The organism is Acinetobacter sp. ANC 4216 (assembly GCF_004331195.1).
Classification (GTDB): Bacteria; Pseudomonadota; Gammaproteobacteria; order Pseudomonadales; family Moraxellaceae; genus Acinetobacter; species Acinetobacter kookii.
The window spans coordinates 38,633-54,011 of record NZ_SJOC01000011.1; the positions used below are offsets into that span (position 1 = coordinate 38,633).

The following is a 15,379-nucleotide window of genomic DNA, read 5'->3' on the forward strand; positions in this document are numbered from 1 at the left end:
TTAGAATGCTCCTGCACTATACAAAGCCAAGTGACTGAATAAAATTTAAAATATGTATCTTTAAGCATGTTTAGCTGAATAATGAAGCATTCGTATAAAAATGCCTGCTTTAAGACAGGTCCACCCAATTGCCATGAAAGCCCAGGGGCACATGTACGCCCAGAATAATTTCGGCTTGAGGCTGAACATTGAGTCCTTGCGCTTTCAGAATCACCACTTTGGAAGATTGTTTATGGATATGATGCACATAAGATAATAGATAGCCCTCACCTTCAGCCGCTTCAACTGATTCAGGAATAAACACCACTTCTCCCGTTACCCATTGCTCTCCAAAATCATAGCTGGTTTTTTCCAGAGTATGCATATCATGACAAATCAAATGATTGGCTTGGGTCATGACCAATGGATCAAAACTGACACTATAAATATAACGCTGCTTTTCACCAGTATAGCGCTCATCGATTCTTGGAAACTCCTGCGCCTGTTCATCAATTACCTTACGATCTACCGTTTTGTGCTGCAGGTCAATCTGCCATCTTTCCAGTCGTGTATTTTGCTGTTCAAAGGGGCCCTGATAGGATTTTTTAAACATGCTTTGATGTACCACGACATCTAGCACAATCTGCTGTTGCCCATTTCGGTAAGCATTTGCGGCATGGAAAATAAAACAAGGTTGTATAGGAATCCACTGTACTTCATCAGCATGCCCATACTTAGGCAAAATGCCAATTCGTGCCTTATGCTTTTCATTCCATTCATAAGGCAAAGGATTCCCCTTCATGAGTTGCTTGAAAGAGAACGTGACTGGTAAATCAAAAATTAAGACATCCTGTTCAGTAATGGCACAATCATGAATCATGGGACCATGCTGCACAGGAATTTTAGCCCAATGCACTAAATGCCCCTGCTCATCAATCACTTCATAATAGGCATGTTTCATATCCAGCGCATCATAGCAAACTGCATGCAAATGCCCGGTATGCTTGTCTTTATGTGGATGAGCAGTAAAAGGCAGGTCTGCATCGGTATTAAAAAGGCGGTGTTCCTTTGTGTTCAGCTCCATATCTAGACGTGCCGGCAGCGCACCTGCCTCAACACTCGCCCAGATTTGATTGGCATGATAAAAAGCGTTGGTATTGACCACATCTCCCGGACCTCGGCGAAAACCGGCTTTAACAGGCTGGTACTTTTGCTTTTGAATGGAATCCGTGGCGATATAGCGGCTTTTGAACCACGTGGCTTGACCCTGTTCAATTTTTAAAGCGTGCAGCATTCCGTCACCGCTAAACCAGTGATAGGCTGCCTGATGTTCAACATTAACCGGATTTGGCCCTATTCTTAACAATAGTCCAGTCAACTGCTGTGGAATTTCACCAATCACCTGAAGTTCGTGCGTTTCGACCTCATCCACAGGACCAAATATTCCATGCAGATAAGGATTTTTCGCCTTGTTTTTAGCCGTCTTTCTCGATCTTCGTTGTAGCCAGTTAAGCCCCAGCCCCATAGCTTTTTGACGATAACCATTAAATCTGGATTTTAGTTTGCTGAAACGCGGATAATCTACCGAAGATGCAGCTTTACTGATATTTTCCACTTTTTTAATTCTCCTGAGCCTTTACCTTTTTAATTTTTCTTTATTTTAGGCAAGGCTGATCTTGCGTATGTTTATACTCAACCCTGGTTACTAAATTCTTATCTTTAAGCATTATGGATTGTAATGTCTAGGGCCGGGCTTGACATCATTTTGCATGGCCGTACTTTTTCAGCCAAGCATCCCTGACTTTTGGCAGAATCTCCCATAAAAAAGCAGCCACGCAGGGCTGCTCTTAATTGATAAAACCTTAATTAAATATTATAAATCAATTTTTTATTGATCAATAATATCGGTACCTTTTGGCGGTGTAAAATTGAAGGTTGAAGAAGCAATCGATGGATTCAATTTCACATTATTAAAGCGCACATAGGTGGTTTGCCCTAATGAATCCTGCAAAATCATCAAACTTGGGGCCTTGTTCGCGCCAAAACTAATGGTCAGGCTTTGGAATGCACTGTCTTTCACTTTAGGGTACAAAGTGTAATAGGTCTTGCCTTTATCGGGCTGAGTCACTCGATAAGACTTCATAATCTGACTGGTATTCCCCGACAATAATAACGCAGGCGTATTTGCCACCTGTTCATCTAAACTTTGACGGACGGCTTGTTGTAAATCAGGGTCATAAATCCATACGGTTTTACCCGAAGTCACAATGGTCTGTTTGGATGGACTGGTGGTTTCCCAGAAGAATTTACCCGGACGCGCAACTTTCATCACCCCTTTAAAGGTTTGATTCATGTGTTGTCCAGTCAAGCCTTTTTTCTGCGGGGCTTTACCAGCAGAAGTCGCTTTTGTGGTTTGTTCAAAGTTAGCAGACAATGTGCGAATATTACTTAACTGCTTGACCAGATTGTTGGTTGCTTGCTGCTCCGATGCTGCTACAGGTGCAGCAAAAACAGTTGTACTCATTACCGGTGCAAGTGTTGCAGCACCCAAGGTCATCGCACACAGGGTTTTACGAAGCATTTTCATATCATCACCTTTTTTATTTGCGGTATCGCAATTTGTTCAATGCGTCCATCTTAAACCAATTTTTATTTCTAATAATTGAGAAAATAAGAAGTTTTGTATTGTTATTAATAGCCAATGTAGCCATTTCTACATCATGATGGAGAACCGGGATTGTTTTTAATGGATTCACAACCATAAAAAAACCCACATTAAATGTGGGTTTTTCGTACCATTAAAACTTATGCAGTTTCAACAGATACGTAGCGACGGCCAAATTGACCTTTCACTTCGAATTTGATCACGCCGTCAGCGGTAGCAAATAAAGTATGGTCACGGCCCATACCTACGTTTGCACCAGCGTGGAATTCTGTACCACGTTGACGAACGATAATGTTACCCGCAGTCACAGCTTGACCACCGTACATTTTAACGCCTAGCATTTTAGGGTTTGAGTCACGACCGTTACGTGTCGATCCACCAGCCTTTTTAGTAGCCATGTTTCATAATCCTCGTAATTAGCCTGAAATAGCAGTAATTTTCAACTCGGTAAACCATTGACGGTGACCTTGTTGTTTACGGTAATGTTTACGACGACGCATTTTAACAATACGGATTTTGTCGTGACGACCGTGGCTAACTACTTCAGCAGTTACTGTCGCACCAGCAACAACTGGAGCACCAATTTGAATGCTTTCGCCGTTTACAAGCATTAATACGTCATCAAACGTAATCGTTGTACCAGTTTCAGCTTTCAATAATTCTACTTTAAGGGTTTCACCCTCAACCACACGGTGTTGTTTACCACCGCTTTGGATTACTGCGTACATAATGTACTCCAAATATGCCCGTGTCGTCGTGCCGATAAAGGAATATATCGATCTTAAAACGAACGCCACTGGGGGGATATATAAGGGCAAACATATTAAGTGATAATAAATCAAACAACAAGCCATTTCAGCGTTTTTTTGTACTTTGTCCGCGGTTTATTTTATAAACAATCAAGGCGCATTAAAAAAATGCTCCCGAGCGATGTAGAGCTGACATTTTGTAAATGTAATAGATTTTTAAAATCAATTCGCTAATATAAAATACCCAATGCCAGTTCAGACATATATCTGGTTTGATAATAATAATTCGACTAAATTTAAAACCATTTGCCTAGTCAGGATTTAAACAACTATATTAAGATCTTCGCTTTATCTGAGTTATAGTTGTTACACTATAATAAGCAATTCAATTTTTAGAGGTTTCTCTTCATATGGCCATCGACTTTAAGCAAGACATTCTCGCTCCTGTTGCTTCAGACTTTGCTGCGATGGACACATTTATCAATGAAGGGATTACTTCAAAAGTTGCCTTGGTAATGGCAGTTAGTAAACACGTGGTTGAAGCGGGCGGTAAACGCATGCGCCCGATTATGTGCCTATTGGCGGCAAAAGCCTGTGGCGCGACCGATATCGAACGTCAGCGTAAACTGGCAGCCATTATTGAAATGCTGCATACCGCAACCCTGGTGCATGATGATGTAGTGGATGAATCAGGCTTGCGCCGTGGTCGCCCTACAGCCAATGCCACATGGAATAACCAGACTGCGGTTTTGGTCGGCGATTTCCTGATTTCCCGTGCTTTCGATTTGCTGGTCGACCTGAACGATATGACCTTGCTGAAAGACTTTTCTACCGGTACCTGTGAAATTGCCGAAGGTGAAGTGTTGCAGCTGCAAGCCCAGCATCAGCCAGAAACCACTGAAAAGACTTATCTCGACATTATTCACGGTAAAACCTCGCGCCTATTTGAGTTGGCCACTGAAGGCGCTGCCATTTTATCGGGCACACCCCAATACCGTGAACCCTTGCGCGTCTTTGCCGGTCACTTTGGCAATGCTTTCCAGATTATTGATGATATTTTAGACTATACTTCCGATGCGGAAACATTAGGTAAAAATATTGGTGATGATTTAATGGAAGGCAAACCGACTTTGCCCTTAATCTCTGCCTTGCAAAAAACCACCGATGAAGAACATGAAATTGTTCGTCGTAGTATTGCCACTGGCGGTCTTAACCAGCTGGAACGGGTGATCGAGATTGTACAAAGCTGTGGTGCGCTGGATTATTGCCGCCAACGTGCCACTGAAGAAACCCAGTTTGCACTCAAAGCATTAGATGCACTTCCGGAGAGTGAATATCGCCAGGCATTGATTAATTTGGCCCAGCTTGCCCTTAACCGGATTCAATAACGGGATTTGAAAAATATAGTTTTACCCCTCGCCTATGCATATAAATTTTAATGATCTATTTTTAAAAATGCAGGAGCAGCTTGAATCCAGTCAGGCTGTTCTTGATGACTCACTGCTGATCGAGCTGGTGAGCCGTATTCGACCAGATGATTCCAGCAATCTCGACGAAATCAACAGCAAATTTCACGCTTTCATACAAGCGCTGCTGCTTACGCCCCATGCAGTCGTTACATTTCAGAATTTTATCCTGAAACTCATTAACCAGTACAAGCAAACCAGTTTATATGCCGATACCGGCATTTTGTCTCTGGATGGTTTCTGGAATCAGCTCGCTCAGCGACTGGGTGCGCATTTTCTTCCCCTGATTAATGATCAAAGCCAGCTGCAAGATTTAGTACGGCGTGTTTTTTATCAGCGCAGTGACAAATACTGGCTGGATAGTATTGCCGATCAAGACTGGCAAAAACTCTTTTCCTTGATTAATCAGGGTCACAGCTATCAGCAAGACAAGCTTAAAATTAAAAGCGAGCTGATTAAGGCCATTACCGTTTTGTCTTACCGGATTAGTGGCATTGGGCTGTATCCGGAATTTATTAACGCCCATCCGGAACTCACCGAATATGAATCGCCTTTCCTGGTACAAAACCGGGAAATCAATGAATTTATCCAGCATTACAAGGCACTGCATCAAAACACCGACCCGATGGCCTTAATTGCTGCTCCGGACGCTTCTCAAGCTTTGGTGATGATTGAGCAATGTCGGGATGTGGTATTAAAAATTCGTCGTGCCACCAAAAGAATTGGCGTAAGTTTAAGCCTGACCTATCTGCTGTCATTACTGGAACAATGTCTGGACCGTATTGAACTGTTGCTTAATCTGATTATGGATGAAGACCAGCTGCGCTATGAATCTTTAGGCTTATTGCTGGTCGATATCACCCATGCCATTTATAGCGAGCGCAGTGTGCGGTCACTTTTAGCCGCCAATAGCGAACTGATTGCGTTACAGGTCACCGAGAATGCCAGCAAAACCGGTGAACACTATGTCAGTACCGACAAGCAGGGTTTCTGGTCGATGTATAAATCGGCTGCGGGTGCCGGTGTCATTATTGCCACCATGGCCACCCTAAAAATATTGGCTGCGCGACTGGCCATGGCACCCATCATGCAGGCCCTGGTGTTTAGCATGAATTATTCGTTCGGCTTTATGCTGATTCATGTCTTGCATTTTACCGTTGCTACCAAACAGCCCGCCATGACTGCCGCGGCGCTTGCAGCAACAGTACAACAGACCAAAGGCTCTAAAACCGCACAGATTGCTGAACTTGCCGCACTGATCATTAATATTATCCGCACCCAGTTCATTGCCATTCTGGGCAATATTTCCATTGCCATTCCAACCGCAGCGTTAATTACGCTGCTCTGGCAGTACGGCATGGATGAGCCGCTTTTAACGCATGCCAAGGCCACCAAAACTTTACATTCATTAAATCCCTTTACTTCACTGGCCATTCCTCATGCAGCGATTGCCGGGGTGTGCCTGTTCTTTTCTGGCCTGATTGCCGGTTATTTTGACAACATGGCGGTGTACCGCAAAGTCGGTCCGCGCTTACAGGCGCATATCCGTTTAAAGCGTTTAATGGGACAAGAACGCCTGAATAAATTCGCAGCCTATATTGAACGGAATTTAGGGGCCTTGGCTGGGAACTTCCTGTTCGGGATCATGCTCGGCAGTATGGGCACTATCGGTTTTATTTTAGGGTTGCCCCTGGATATTCGCCATATCGCCTTTGCTTCAGCCAACTTTATTCAAGGTTTGATCTGTATTAACGGTAGTCCTGAAATTGGCCTGATTGTTGTTTCATTTTTAGGGGTGTTATTGATTGGCCTGACTAACTTATTTGTGAGTTTCAGCTTGACCATTATTGTGGCCCTGCGTGCCCGCAGAGTTCGTTTTGAGCAATGGAAACCGTTGGCCAAACTGGTACTCACGCACTTCCTGACCCGGCCAAGTGACTTTTTTTGGCCACCGAAAACCCCATTAGAAGTAGATGAATTTTCAGCATCGCAAAAATCGGCACTGAAGTAATTTGCTGTTTTTGTTTTACTTCGCGTTAAAAAATCGGTAAAAAGAAAAGCATAATTTACACATACTTGAAATAAAGTGTACTGATGAGTACACTTTAACCATTCATTAGTCATGCTTCAATCGGCTAACATAAAAAGGTTGCTTACATGCCTTATCTGTTGCTTGGTGTAGGATTTTTCTTATTTATTTTCAGCATATTAATGTTGGTTACACCATCCTTGCATCACTTTGACTGGGTGATGGTTGAATGGCTGAGCCAGCATCGTAGCGTGCCTCTAAATAGAATATTCATCACGCTTTCGACTATAGGCGGTATGCCATTTGTGTTATTTTTAACCATGCTCTGGTGTTTACATCAGGCATGGTATAAAAAATTTACAAATGTTGTTTTTATTGGCATAGGACTATTCGGAAGTACTGCCACGGTTTGGCTGCTTAAATATGTAATTTCAAGACCTCGCCCACCTGAAATGTATCATCTGGTCGAAAGCTATGGTGCTGCATTTCCCAGTGCACATAGCATTTATGCCGCAACTTTGGGTTGTCTTGCAATTTATCTCAGTCAAAAACATCCACAGCACATACTGGTTTGCATCTGTGCTTTTATGTGGCTGTCTGTTATGGGAATTTCCAGAGTCTATCTGGGCGTGCATTTCCCCTCTGATGTCTTGGCGGGTTGGAGCGTAAGTTTTATTTGGATCACACTACTTTATCTGCTGTATGCCAAATTGAGTAGAGAGAAAATAAATTAGTTTTTAGAGAAGAATCTAATCGAGGTGGAACAATGATGTCTGCAAAGCTATGGGCACCCGCCCTTACCGCTTGCGCATTAGCAACAAGTATTGCACTTGTTGGTTGTAGCAAAGATCCTAAGGATGCGCAGCAAGCTGCAGCAGCCCAAAAAATGCCACCGGCTGAAGTCGGTGTCATTGTTGCTCAACCACAAAGCGTCGAGCAATCGGTAGAACTTTCTGGCCGTATGACGGCATTTGAAATTTCTGAAGTCCGTCCACAAACCAGTGGCGTCATTCTTAAACGTCTGTTCACTGAAGGCAGTTATGTGCGTCAAGGACAGGCGCTGTATGAAATTGACTCGCGAACCAACCGTGAAACTGTTGCCAGTGCACGTGCTGCGCTCAACCGTCAACAAGCCAACTTAAGCCTATTACGCGTGAAAGAAGGACGTTACCGTCAACTTGTCGGCACCAATGCCATTTCAAAACAAGAATATGATGATATTGCTGCACAAGTAAAACTGGCTGAAGCGGATGTCGCGGCAACCCAGGCTGAACTTAAAAATGCAGAAATCAACCTCGGTTACTCTACTGTTCGTTCACCTATTTCAGGCCAGACCAACCGTTCAAGCGTCACTGTAGGTGCCCTGGTTACAGCAAGCCAGGCAGAACCTTTGGTGACGGTGCAACGCCTAGACCCAATCTATGTGGACATTAACCAGTCGAGTGCCGAGCTGCTGCGTTTACGTCAACAGTTGAGTCAAGGTGATTTGGGCAGCAGCAACAATACGAAAGTGAAGCTTAAGCTTGAAGATGGTAGCTATTACCCGGTTGAAGGTCGTCTTGCATTCTCCGATGCCAGCGTGAATCCGGAAACCGGTACCGTGACTTTGCGTGCCGTGTTCCAGAACCCGAACCATTTATTGCTTCCAGGCATGTATGCAACTGCCCAAATCGTACAAGGGGTGATTCCGAATGCCATGCTGATTCCTCAGGCAGCAATTACCCGTACCCCAACAGGCCAGGCAATTGCCATGATCGTGAATGCAAAAGGTGTGGTTGAAACACGTCCGGTAGAAACGGCTGGCGTGCAAGGCAAAGACTGGATTGTGACCAAAGGTTTGCAAACGGGTGAAAAAGTGATTGTGGATGGTATTGCCAAGGTGAAAGAAGGCGCAACTGTGGTTGCCAAACCTTACCAGCCTCAAGCTGCTATGCCTCAAGGTGCAGGTCAACCTGCAGCAGATGCAAATAAAGCAGGCCAACCTGCCGCTCAAGCCCAACCTAAAACTGAACAAAAATCTACTTCAAATGTATAAGGGGTAGACTGAATGGCTCACTTTTTTATTCATCGCCCGATTTTTGCCTGGGTGATTGCATTGGTGATTATGCTGGCGGGTATTTTGACCCTCAGCAAAATGCCGATTGCACAATATCCGACCATTGCACCGCCAACGGTAACCATTGCTGCAACCTATCCAGGTGCATCTGCTGAAACTGTAGAAAATACAGTGACCCAGATTATTGAACAGCAAATGAATGGTCTGGACGGCTTACGCTATATTTCATCAAATAGTGCCGGTAACGGTCAGGCTTCCATTGCCTTGAACTTTGAACAAGGGGTCGATCCCGATATCGCTCAGGTTCAGGTGCAAAACAAATTGCAGTCCGCAACGGCTCTTTTGCCTGAAGATGTACAGCGTCAAGGCCTCAAGGTGACCAAATCGGGTGCAAGCTTCCTGCAAGTTTTGGCATTCTATTCACCGAATGGTTCAATGACTGACGCCGACATTAAGGACTACGTCAACTCCAATATTTCTGAACCGCTAAGCCGTGTGGCTGGTGTGGGTGAAGTACAGGTGTTTGGTGGATCTTATGCCATGCGTATCTGGCTGGACCCTGCAAAACTCAGCAGTTATCAGCTGACCCCAAGTGATGTGGTGGCTGCCCTGCGCACTCAAAACGCTCAGGTTGCCGTAGGTCAATTGGGTGGCGCGCCTGCTGTTCAAGGTCAGGTACTGAATGCCACTGTAAATGCGCAAAGCCTGTTACAGACACCTGAACAGTTCCGTGCCATTTTCCTGAAAAATGCCGGTTCGGGTGCAAAAGTCACCATTGGCGACGTGGCCAAAGTTGAATTGGGTTCTGACAACTATCAGTTCACCTCTAAATTCAACGGCAAACCTGCTGGCGGTGTCGCAATTAAACTGGCGACCGGTGCAAACGCGCTCGACACGGCAACAGCCGTTGAAGAACGCCTGCAACAACTGCGCAAAAACTATCCAGCCGATCTGAAAGACCAGTTGGCGTTTGATACAACACCATTCATCAAACTCTCAATTGAAAGTGTGGTTCACACCTTAATTGAAGCGGTCGTGCTGGTATTCCTGGTGATGTTCCTGTTCTTGCAGAACTGGCGTGCCACCCTGATTCCAACCATGGCCGTGCCTGTGGTAGTGTTGGGTACTTTTGCCATCATCAACCTGTTTGGCTTCTCGATTAACACGCTCACCATGTTTGCCATGGTACTGGCCATTGGTCTGCTGGTGGATGATGCGATTGTTGTGGTTGAGAACGTGGAACGTGTCATGCAGGAAGAACACCTCGATCCGGTTACCGCGACTGAAAAGTCGATGCAACAGATTTCGGGTGCCCTGGTCGGTATTACCACCGTATTGACTGCAGTATTCGTACCCATGGCATTCTTTAGCGGGACGACCGGGGTCATTTATCGCCAGTTCTCGATCACGCTTGTCACCGCGATGATTTTATCCCTGGCGATTGCCCTGACCTTTACCCCTGCCCTTTGTGCAACCTTGCTCAAACAGCATGATAAAGACAAACCGGAAAGCAATGGTGTGTTCGCGCGCTTCTTCCGCTGGTTTAACCATAGCTTTGACCGCATGTCAGGCGGTTACCAGAAGTGGGTTGGCAAACTGCTGATTCATAAAGTGATTGCCGGCGTTATTTATGCTGTGGTGATTGCGGGTCTATTGTTCATGTTCAAGAACCTGCCTAGCTCATTCCTGCCGAATGAAGACCAGGGTGTGGTGATGACACTGGTTCAATTGCCACCGAACGCCACACTGGACCGTACCGAGAAAGTTATTGATCAAATGACTGGCTTCTTTATGGAAGGTGAAAAAGCCAATGTCGATTCTGTATTCAGCGTTGCGGGCTTCTCTTTCACAGGTGTCGGTCAGAATGCCGGTCTAGCCTTTATTAAGTTAAAAGACTGGAGCGAACGGACCTCCCCTGAATCTCAAATCGGCGCCATCATCCAGCGTGGTATGGCCCTGAACGTGATTGCCAAAGATGCCTCTTACGTGATGCCGTTGCAGCTTCCTGCAATGCCGGAACTGGGTGTTTCTGCGGGCTTTAACTTGCAGTTGAAAGATGCTGCCGGTAATGGTCACGAAAAACTGATTACTGCCCGTAACATGATTCTGGGTATGGCGGCGCAAGACAAGCGTCTGGCCGGTGTACGTCCAAATGGCCAGGAAGATACGCCGCAATACAAGGTTTATGTCGATAACGAAAAAGCCAGCGCCATGGGCGTCAGCATTTCTGAAATCAACAGCACCATGAGTATTGCCTGGGGCGGTTCATACATTAATGACTTTATTGACCGCGGTCGCGTGAAAAAAGTCTATGTTCAGGCCGTACCTGATGCGCGTATGATGCCGGAAGACTTGAACAAATGGTATGTACGTAACAATCTGGGACAAATGGTGCCGTTCTCTGCCTTTGCCACAGGTGAATGGACCTATGGTTCGCCACGTCTTGAACGTTATAACGGTATTTCATCGGTCAACATTCAGGGTACCCCTGCACCGGGCGTCAGCTCTGGTGATGCAATGCTCGCCATGGAAGAAATCATTGCCAAACTGCCACAAATGGGCATGAGCGGTTTTGACTATGAATGGACAGGTTTATCTTTGGAAGAACGTGAAGCGGGTTCGCAAACTGCGGGTCTATACGGACTTTCGATGTTAATCGTGTTCCTGTGCCTGGCTGCCTTGTATGAAAGCTGGTCTATTCCATTCTCGGTACTGCTGGTGATTCCTTTGGGTATTGTGGGTGCAATTGGCTTAACGTTCCTCGGCATGATTGTGCTGAAAGATCCAAACTTGTCGAATAACATTTACTTCCAGGTTGCAATTATTGCGGTCATTGGTTTGGCCGCGAAGAATGCGATCCTGATTGTCGAATTCGCCAAGGAGCTGCAGGAAGATAAAGGCGAACCTTTACTTGAAGCCACACTTCATGCAGCGAAAATGCGTTTACGTCCAATCATTATGACCACCCTTGCCTTCGGTTTTGGTGTACTTCCGCTTGCCATTGCTTCAGGCGCAGGCGCAGGTAGCCAACACTCGGTCGGTTATGGTGTACTGGGTGGTGTAATCAGTTCAACCTTATTGGGTATCTTCTTTATTCCTGTGTTCTATGTCTGGATTCGAAGTATCTTTAAATACAAACCTAAAAACCGAAATAATCAGGAGCAAGCATCGTGATGCAAAAGGTATGGTCTATTACAGGTCGTAGCATTGCGGTATCTGCACTTGCGCTTGCTTTGACTGCATGTCAAAGCATGCGTGGCCCAGAGCCCGTAGCTCAAGCAAATATTCCAGAACAGGGTTATTTAACCGCAAGTTCCGGACCTTCAATTGCTGAACAAGGTTATAAAGACTTTTTTGCCGATCCACGCTTGCTTCAAGTGCTGGATCTGGCATTGGCCAATAACCGTGATTTGCGTACTTCGACCTTGAACATTCAGCGTGCGCAGCAACAGTATCAGATTACCCAGAACAACCAGCTTCCAACCATTGGTGCCAGCGGCAGTGTACTTCGTCAAGACACGCTCAACAGCAATGCCATGACCAGCTACAATGTCGGTCTGGGTGTGACGGCCTATGAGCTGGACTTTTGGGGCCGTGTACGCAGCCTAAAAGATAATGCTCTAGATACGTATTTAGCGACTGCAAGTGCGCGTGATGCGACTCAAATTGCATTAATTGGCCAGGTTGCTCAAGCCTGGTTGAATTATTCGTTTGCCAATGCAAATTTAAAACTTGCCGAGCAAACGCTGAAAGCCCAGCTTGAGTCTTATAACCTCAACAAGAAACGTTTCGATGTCGGTATCGACAGTGAAGTTCCTGTTCGTCAGGCACAGATTTCTGTCGAAACGGCCCGTAACGATGTTGCCAATTACAAGACCCAGATTGCCCAGGCTCAGAACCTGCTGAACCTGCTTGTCGGTCAACCAGTTCCTGTGAATCTGCTGCCTGCGCAACGTATCACACGTATTACCAGCAGCAGTGCTTTAACTGCAGGCTTACCAAGTGACCTGTTAAATAACCGTCCCGACATTCGTGCTGCGGAATATAAATTGTCTGCGGCGGGTGCCAATATTGGTGCAGCTAAAGCACGCCTGTTCCCGACCATCAGTTTGACCGGCAACGCAGGCTATGCATCGACCAGCTTGAGCGACCTGTTTAAATCGGGTGGATTTGTCTGGTCGATTGGCCCGAGTATCGACCTGCCAATCTTCGATTGGGGTACACGTAAGGCCAACATCAAGATTTCAGAAACAGACCAGCAAATTGCCTTGTCTGATTATGAAAAATCCATTCAGTCCGCTTTCCGCGAAGTGAATGATGCCCTGGCCGTGCGTCAAAATATTGGTGACCGTCTGGCAGCGCAGCGCCGTCTGGTGGATGCAACCAATACCACTTACCGACTGTCGAATGCCCGCTTCCGTGCCGGTATTGACAGCTACCTGACGGTACTAGATGCACAACGTGCCTCATATGCAGCTGAACAGGGTTTATTGTTGCTTGAACAGGCCAACATGAACAATCAGGTTGAACTGTATAAAACCCTCGGTGGTGGCCTGAAAGCCAATACCGGTGATGCGGTTCAACAGGCACCTTCTAGTGCTGAACGCAAAGCGGCAAACAGCGCTCAATAAATCTGGATTCATAAAAAAGCCTGCGCCATGCAGGCTTTTTTATTGCTTTTTTAAACATGATTTTCTATCTTCAATAAATCCTATTTCATTTGAATATCAAAACATGCTGCTGAGTAATTTAGAAACCGTTCCGGGTCATACTATTAGCCGACAAATTGATGTGGTCTATGGCAGCACTGTGCGCAGTAAACATGTGGGTCGTGACCTGCTTGCAGGCTTAAAAAACATTGTCGGTGGTGAACTGACCGCTTATACCGAGCTGCTGGAAGAGTCGCGTCAGGAAGCCATGAACCGCATGATTGAGAAAGCAAAAGCTATGGGTGCCAATGCCGTGGTTGGCATCCGTTTTTCAACCTCGAATATTGCCCAAGGTGCATCTGAGCTATTTGTATATGGCACCGCAGTTGTGGTGGAGCCAAACCTTCCCAAACTTCCCGACCCATTTCAGGCGCAGGTTTAAGCGATGGATGGCTTGATTCTCCAGATCGTTGTTTTTGCCATTTTATTTGCAATAGGTTTTGGTTTCGGCAGATACAATGAACGCAAGCACCTGGATTCACTGGCGGAAAATGAACAGCGCCTGGCTTATATCACCCTGGATAATAGCCGCTTTAAAACGTCTTCCCAGCCAGGACAAATGATCAGTAGCAATGTGGTCATTTCGCATGATTACTTTAAATATGTCATTGCCAATATCCAGAACTTTTTGGGTGGCCGCTTAACCAGTTATGAAAGCATAGTTGAACGTGCCCGCCGTGAAGCGATTGTCCGCTTAAAGCTGGAAGCGGAAAAAATGGGCGCAACCCGGATTATGGGCTTACGTCTCAGTACTACAGAGCTGGGCATGCAAGGCGGGATGGTAGAAGTGTTTGCATATGGGACTGCAGTTCAGGGTTAAGTAAATTAAATAAGGTTTGAATTTCCTTAAATCCCCTTTTTGCAAAGGGGGACTTTAAAGCTTCCTTTAAAAAGGAGGGAGCTTTAATTATTTCACTTTAGCCTTACGGATCATTTTATACAGCGTGCTTGGCGATAAGCGCGACATCCAGACACCCAGTTTTTCTTTGGTTCCCCCGACCACAATGTATTCTTCACCGTTCAGCAGCGCACTCACCACTGTTTTGGCAAACACTTCTGGCTCTAAACCATTTTCAATCGCTTCATCCTGATGTCCTTGCGGTTTACCGGCACCATCTAAGGCATTGAAAGACACGTTGGTTTTGACAAAGCCCGGGAAAATCACCGAAACATCAACCCCGTCCTGTGCCACTTCGGCCCGCAAACTGTTGGCCCACATATGAATGGCCGCTTTTGCTGCTGAATATGAAGCACGGTACTGAGTGCCCAGCAAGCCTGCCACGCTGGAAACAAAGGCAATACGACCGGACTTTTGTTTTAGAAATGTCGGCAAAACCGTTTTGGTCAGAAACACCTGCGAGAAATAATCCACTTCCATAATGGCACGTTCGGTTTGCATGGTGGTGTCGGCAATTAAGGCACGCTGGCTTAAACCGGCATTGTTGATTAGCCAGTCAATCCGCCCTTTCTGGTTTAGCACCTGTTCATAGGCATGGCGAACCTGATTTTCATTGCTAATATCGGCACTGACACAAATATGCCGGTCAGGATTGGTCAAGCTTAAACGGACTTTTTCCAGTTCATCTACACGGCGTGCGGTCAGTACCACCTGCGCCCCCTGTAAAGCACACTCTTGAGCAAGTGCCTTGCCTAAACCTGAAGATGCACCGGTAATCCATACCACTTTATTGCTTAAACTGCCCTGCTGCGCCATGTTGTCGTTCCT

13 protein-coding genes are annotated in these 15,379 nt (G+C 45.8%); 8 read left to right on the forward strand and 5 right to left on the reverse strand.

Annotated elements, in window-relative coordinates; all coding sequences use genetic code 11:
- Nucleotides 1-109 precede the first annotated feature (109 nt).
- The 4 genes from E0H88_RS10315 to rplU all read right to left on the reverse strand — a co-directional run bounded on the left by E0H88_RS10315 (nucleotide 110) and on the right by rplU (nucleotide 3,372).
- Nucleotides 110-1,594, reverse strand: a complete 1,485-nt coding sequence (locus tag E0H88_RS10315; protein ID WP_252152013.1) for a carotenoid oxygenase family protein — start codon at nucleotides 1,592-1,594, stop codon at nucleotides 110-112.
- A gap of 273 nt (nucleotides 1,595-1,867) precedes the next feature.
- Complete coding sequence (gene lolA / locus E0H88_RS10320) at nucleotides 1,868-2,566, reverse strand: outer membrane lipoprotein periplasmic chaperone LolA (RefSeq protein WP_131274099.1); 699 nt, start codon at nucleotides 2,564-2,566, stop codon at nucleotides 1,868-1,870.
- 218 nt (nucleotides 2,567-2,784) lie between these two features.
- The gene (rpmA, locus tag E0H88_RS10325) at nucleotides 2,785-3,042 is read right to left on the reverse strand and encodes a 50S ribosomal protein L27 (RefSeq protein ID WP_092819748.1); all 258 of its coding nucleotides are present in this window, start codon (nucleotides 3,040-3,042) and stop codon (nucleotides 2,785-2,787) included.
- A gap of 18 nt (nucleotides 3,043-3,060) precedes the next feature.
- Nucleotides 3,061-3,372: a 50S ribosomal protein L21 gene (gene rplU, locus E0H88_RS10330; RefSeq protein ID WP_086196864.1), complete on the reverse strand. Its 312-nt coding sequence runs from the start codon at nucleotides 3,370-3,372 to the stop codon at nucleotides 3,061-3,063.
- Nucleotides 3,373-3,803: 431 nt separating this feature from the next.
- Here rplU and sdsA point away from each other — a divergent pair, with 431 nt between their 5' ends.
- The 8 genes from sdsA (at nucleotide 3,804) to E0H88_RS10370 (ending at nucleotide 14,473) form a co-directional block, all read left to right on the forward strand.
- A complete protein-coding gene (gene sdsA, locus E0H88_RS10335; RefSeq protein ID WP_092819749.1) occupies nucleotides 3,804-4,781 on the forward strand; it encodes an All-trans-nonaprenyl-diphosphate synthase in 978 nt (325 codons plus the stop codon).
- 34 nt (nucleotides 4,782-4,815) lie between these two features.
- Nucleotides 4,816-6,870: a site-specific recombinase gene (locus E0H88_RS10340; RefSeq protein ID WP_131274100.1), complete on the forward strand. Its 2,055-nt coding sequence runs from the start codon at nucleotides 4,816-4,818 to the stop codon at nucleotides 6,868-6,870.
- Nucleotides 6,871-7,016: 146 nt separating this feature from the next.
- Nucleotides 7,017-7,622 carry a phosphatase PAP2 family protein gene (locus tag E0H88_RS10345; RefSeq protein WP_131274101.1) on the forward strand — a complete coding sequence of 202 codons (606 nt, stop codon included), beginning with the start codon at nucleotides 7,017-7,019 and terminating at the stop codon, nucleotides 7,620-7,622.
- A 32-nt stretch (nucleotides 7,623-7,654) separates the two neighbouring features.
- Entirely contained in the window at nucleotides 7,655-8,923 is a 1,269-nt protein-coding gene (locus E0H88_RS10350; protein ID WP_092819752.1) for an efflux RND transporter periplasmic adaptor subunit, read from the forward strand.
- Between the two features lie 12 nt (nucleotides 8,924-8,935).
- Nucleotides 8,936-12,118 carry an efflux RND transporter permease subunit gene (locus E0H88_RS10355; protein ID WP_131274102.1) on the forward strand — a complete coding sequence of 1,061 codons (3,183 nt, stop codon included), beginning with the start codon at nucleotides 8,936-8,938 and terminating at the stop codon, nucleotides 12,116-12,118.
- A complete protein-coding gene (gene adeK / locus E0H88_RS10360) occupies nucleotides 12,118-13,575 on the forward strand; it encodes a multidrug efflux RND transporter AdeIJK outer membrane channel subunit AdeK (protein ID WP_092819754.1) in 1,458 nt (485 codons plus the stop codon). Before E0H88_RS10355 ends, adeK begins: the two co-directional genes overlap by 1 nt.
- 103 nt (nucleotides 13,576-13,678) lie before the next feature.
- The gene (locus tag E0H88_RS10365) at nucleotides 13,679-14,035 is read left to right on the forward strand and encodes a YbjQ family protein (RefSeq protein ID WP_092819859.1); all 357 of its coding nucleotides are present in this window, start codon (nucleotides 13,679-13,681) and stop codon (nucleotides 14,033-14,035) included.
- Between the two features lie 3 nt (nucleotides 14,036-14,038).
- Nucleotides 14,039-14,473: a YbjQ family protein gene (locus tag E0H88_RS10370; RefSeq protein ID WP_092819755.1), complete on the forward strand. Its 435-nt coding sequence runs from the start codon at nucleotides 14,039-14,041 to the stop codon at nucleotides 14,471-14,473.
- 87 nt (nucleotides 14,474-14,560) lie between these two features.
- Here the strand turns inward: E0H88_RS10370 and E0H88_RS10375 are convergent, their stop codons facing one another.
- Entirely contained in the window at nucleotides 14,561-15,367 is an 807-nt protein-coding gene (locus E0H88_RS10375) for an SDR family oxidoreductase (RefSeq protein ID WP_092819756.1), read from the reverse strand.
- Nucleotides 15,368-15,379: the final 12 nt, after the last annotated feature.

What these genes read in the sequence shown, in the direction of transcription:
- lolA (WP_131274099.1), bottom strand. Translation starts at nt 2,566, where the DNA reads ATGAAAATGCTTCGTAAAACCCTGTGTGCGATGACCTTGGGTGCTGCA.
- rpmA (WP_092819748.1), bottom strand. Translation starts at nt 3,042, where the DNA reads ATGGCTACTAAAAAGGCTGGTGGATCGACACGTAACGGTCGTGACTCA.
- rplU (WP_086196864.1), bottom strand. Translation starts at nt 3,372, where the DNA reads ATGTACGCAGTAATCCAAAGCGGTGGTAAACAACACCGTGTGGTTGAG.
- sdsA (WP_092819749.1), top strand. Translation starts at nt 3,804, where the DNA reads ATGGCCATCGACTTTAAGCAAGACATTCTCGCTCCTGTTGCTTCAGAC.
- E0H88_RS10340 (WP_131274100.1), top strand. Translation starts at nt 4,816, where the DNA reads ATGCATATAAATTTTAATGATCTATTTTTAAAAATGCAGGAGCAGCTT.
- E0H88_RS10345 (WP_131274101.1), top strand. Translation starts at nt 7,017, where the DNA reads ATGCCTTATCTGTTGCTTGGTGTAGGATTTTTCTTATTTATTTTCAGC.
- E0H88_RS10350 (WP_092819752.1), top strand. Translation starts at nt 7,655, where the DNA reads ATGATGTCTGCAAAGCTATGGGCACCCGCCCTTACCGCTTGCGCATTA.
- E0H88_RS10355 (WP_131274102.1), top strand. Translation starts at nt 8,936, where the DNA reads ATGGCTCACTTTTTTATTCATCGCCCGATTTTTGCCTGGGTGATTGCA.
- adeK (WP_092819754.1), top strand. Translation starts at nt 12,118, where the DNA reads ATGCAAAAGGTATGGTCTATTACAGGTCGTAGCATTGCGGTATCTGCA.
- E0H88_RS10365 (WP_092819859.1), top strand. Translation starts at nt 13,679, where the DNA reads ATGCTGCTGAGTAATTTAGAAACCGTTCCGGGTCATACTATTAGCCGA.
- E0H88_RS10370 (WP_092819755.1), top strand. Translation starts at nt 14,039, where the DNA reads ATGGATGGCTTGATTCTCCAGATCGTTGTTTTTGCCATTTTATTTGCA.
- E0H88_RS10375 (WP_092819756.1), bottom strand. Translation starts at nt 15,367, where the DNA reads ATGGCGCAGCAGGGCAGTTTAAGCAATAAAGTGGTATGGATTACCGGT.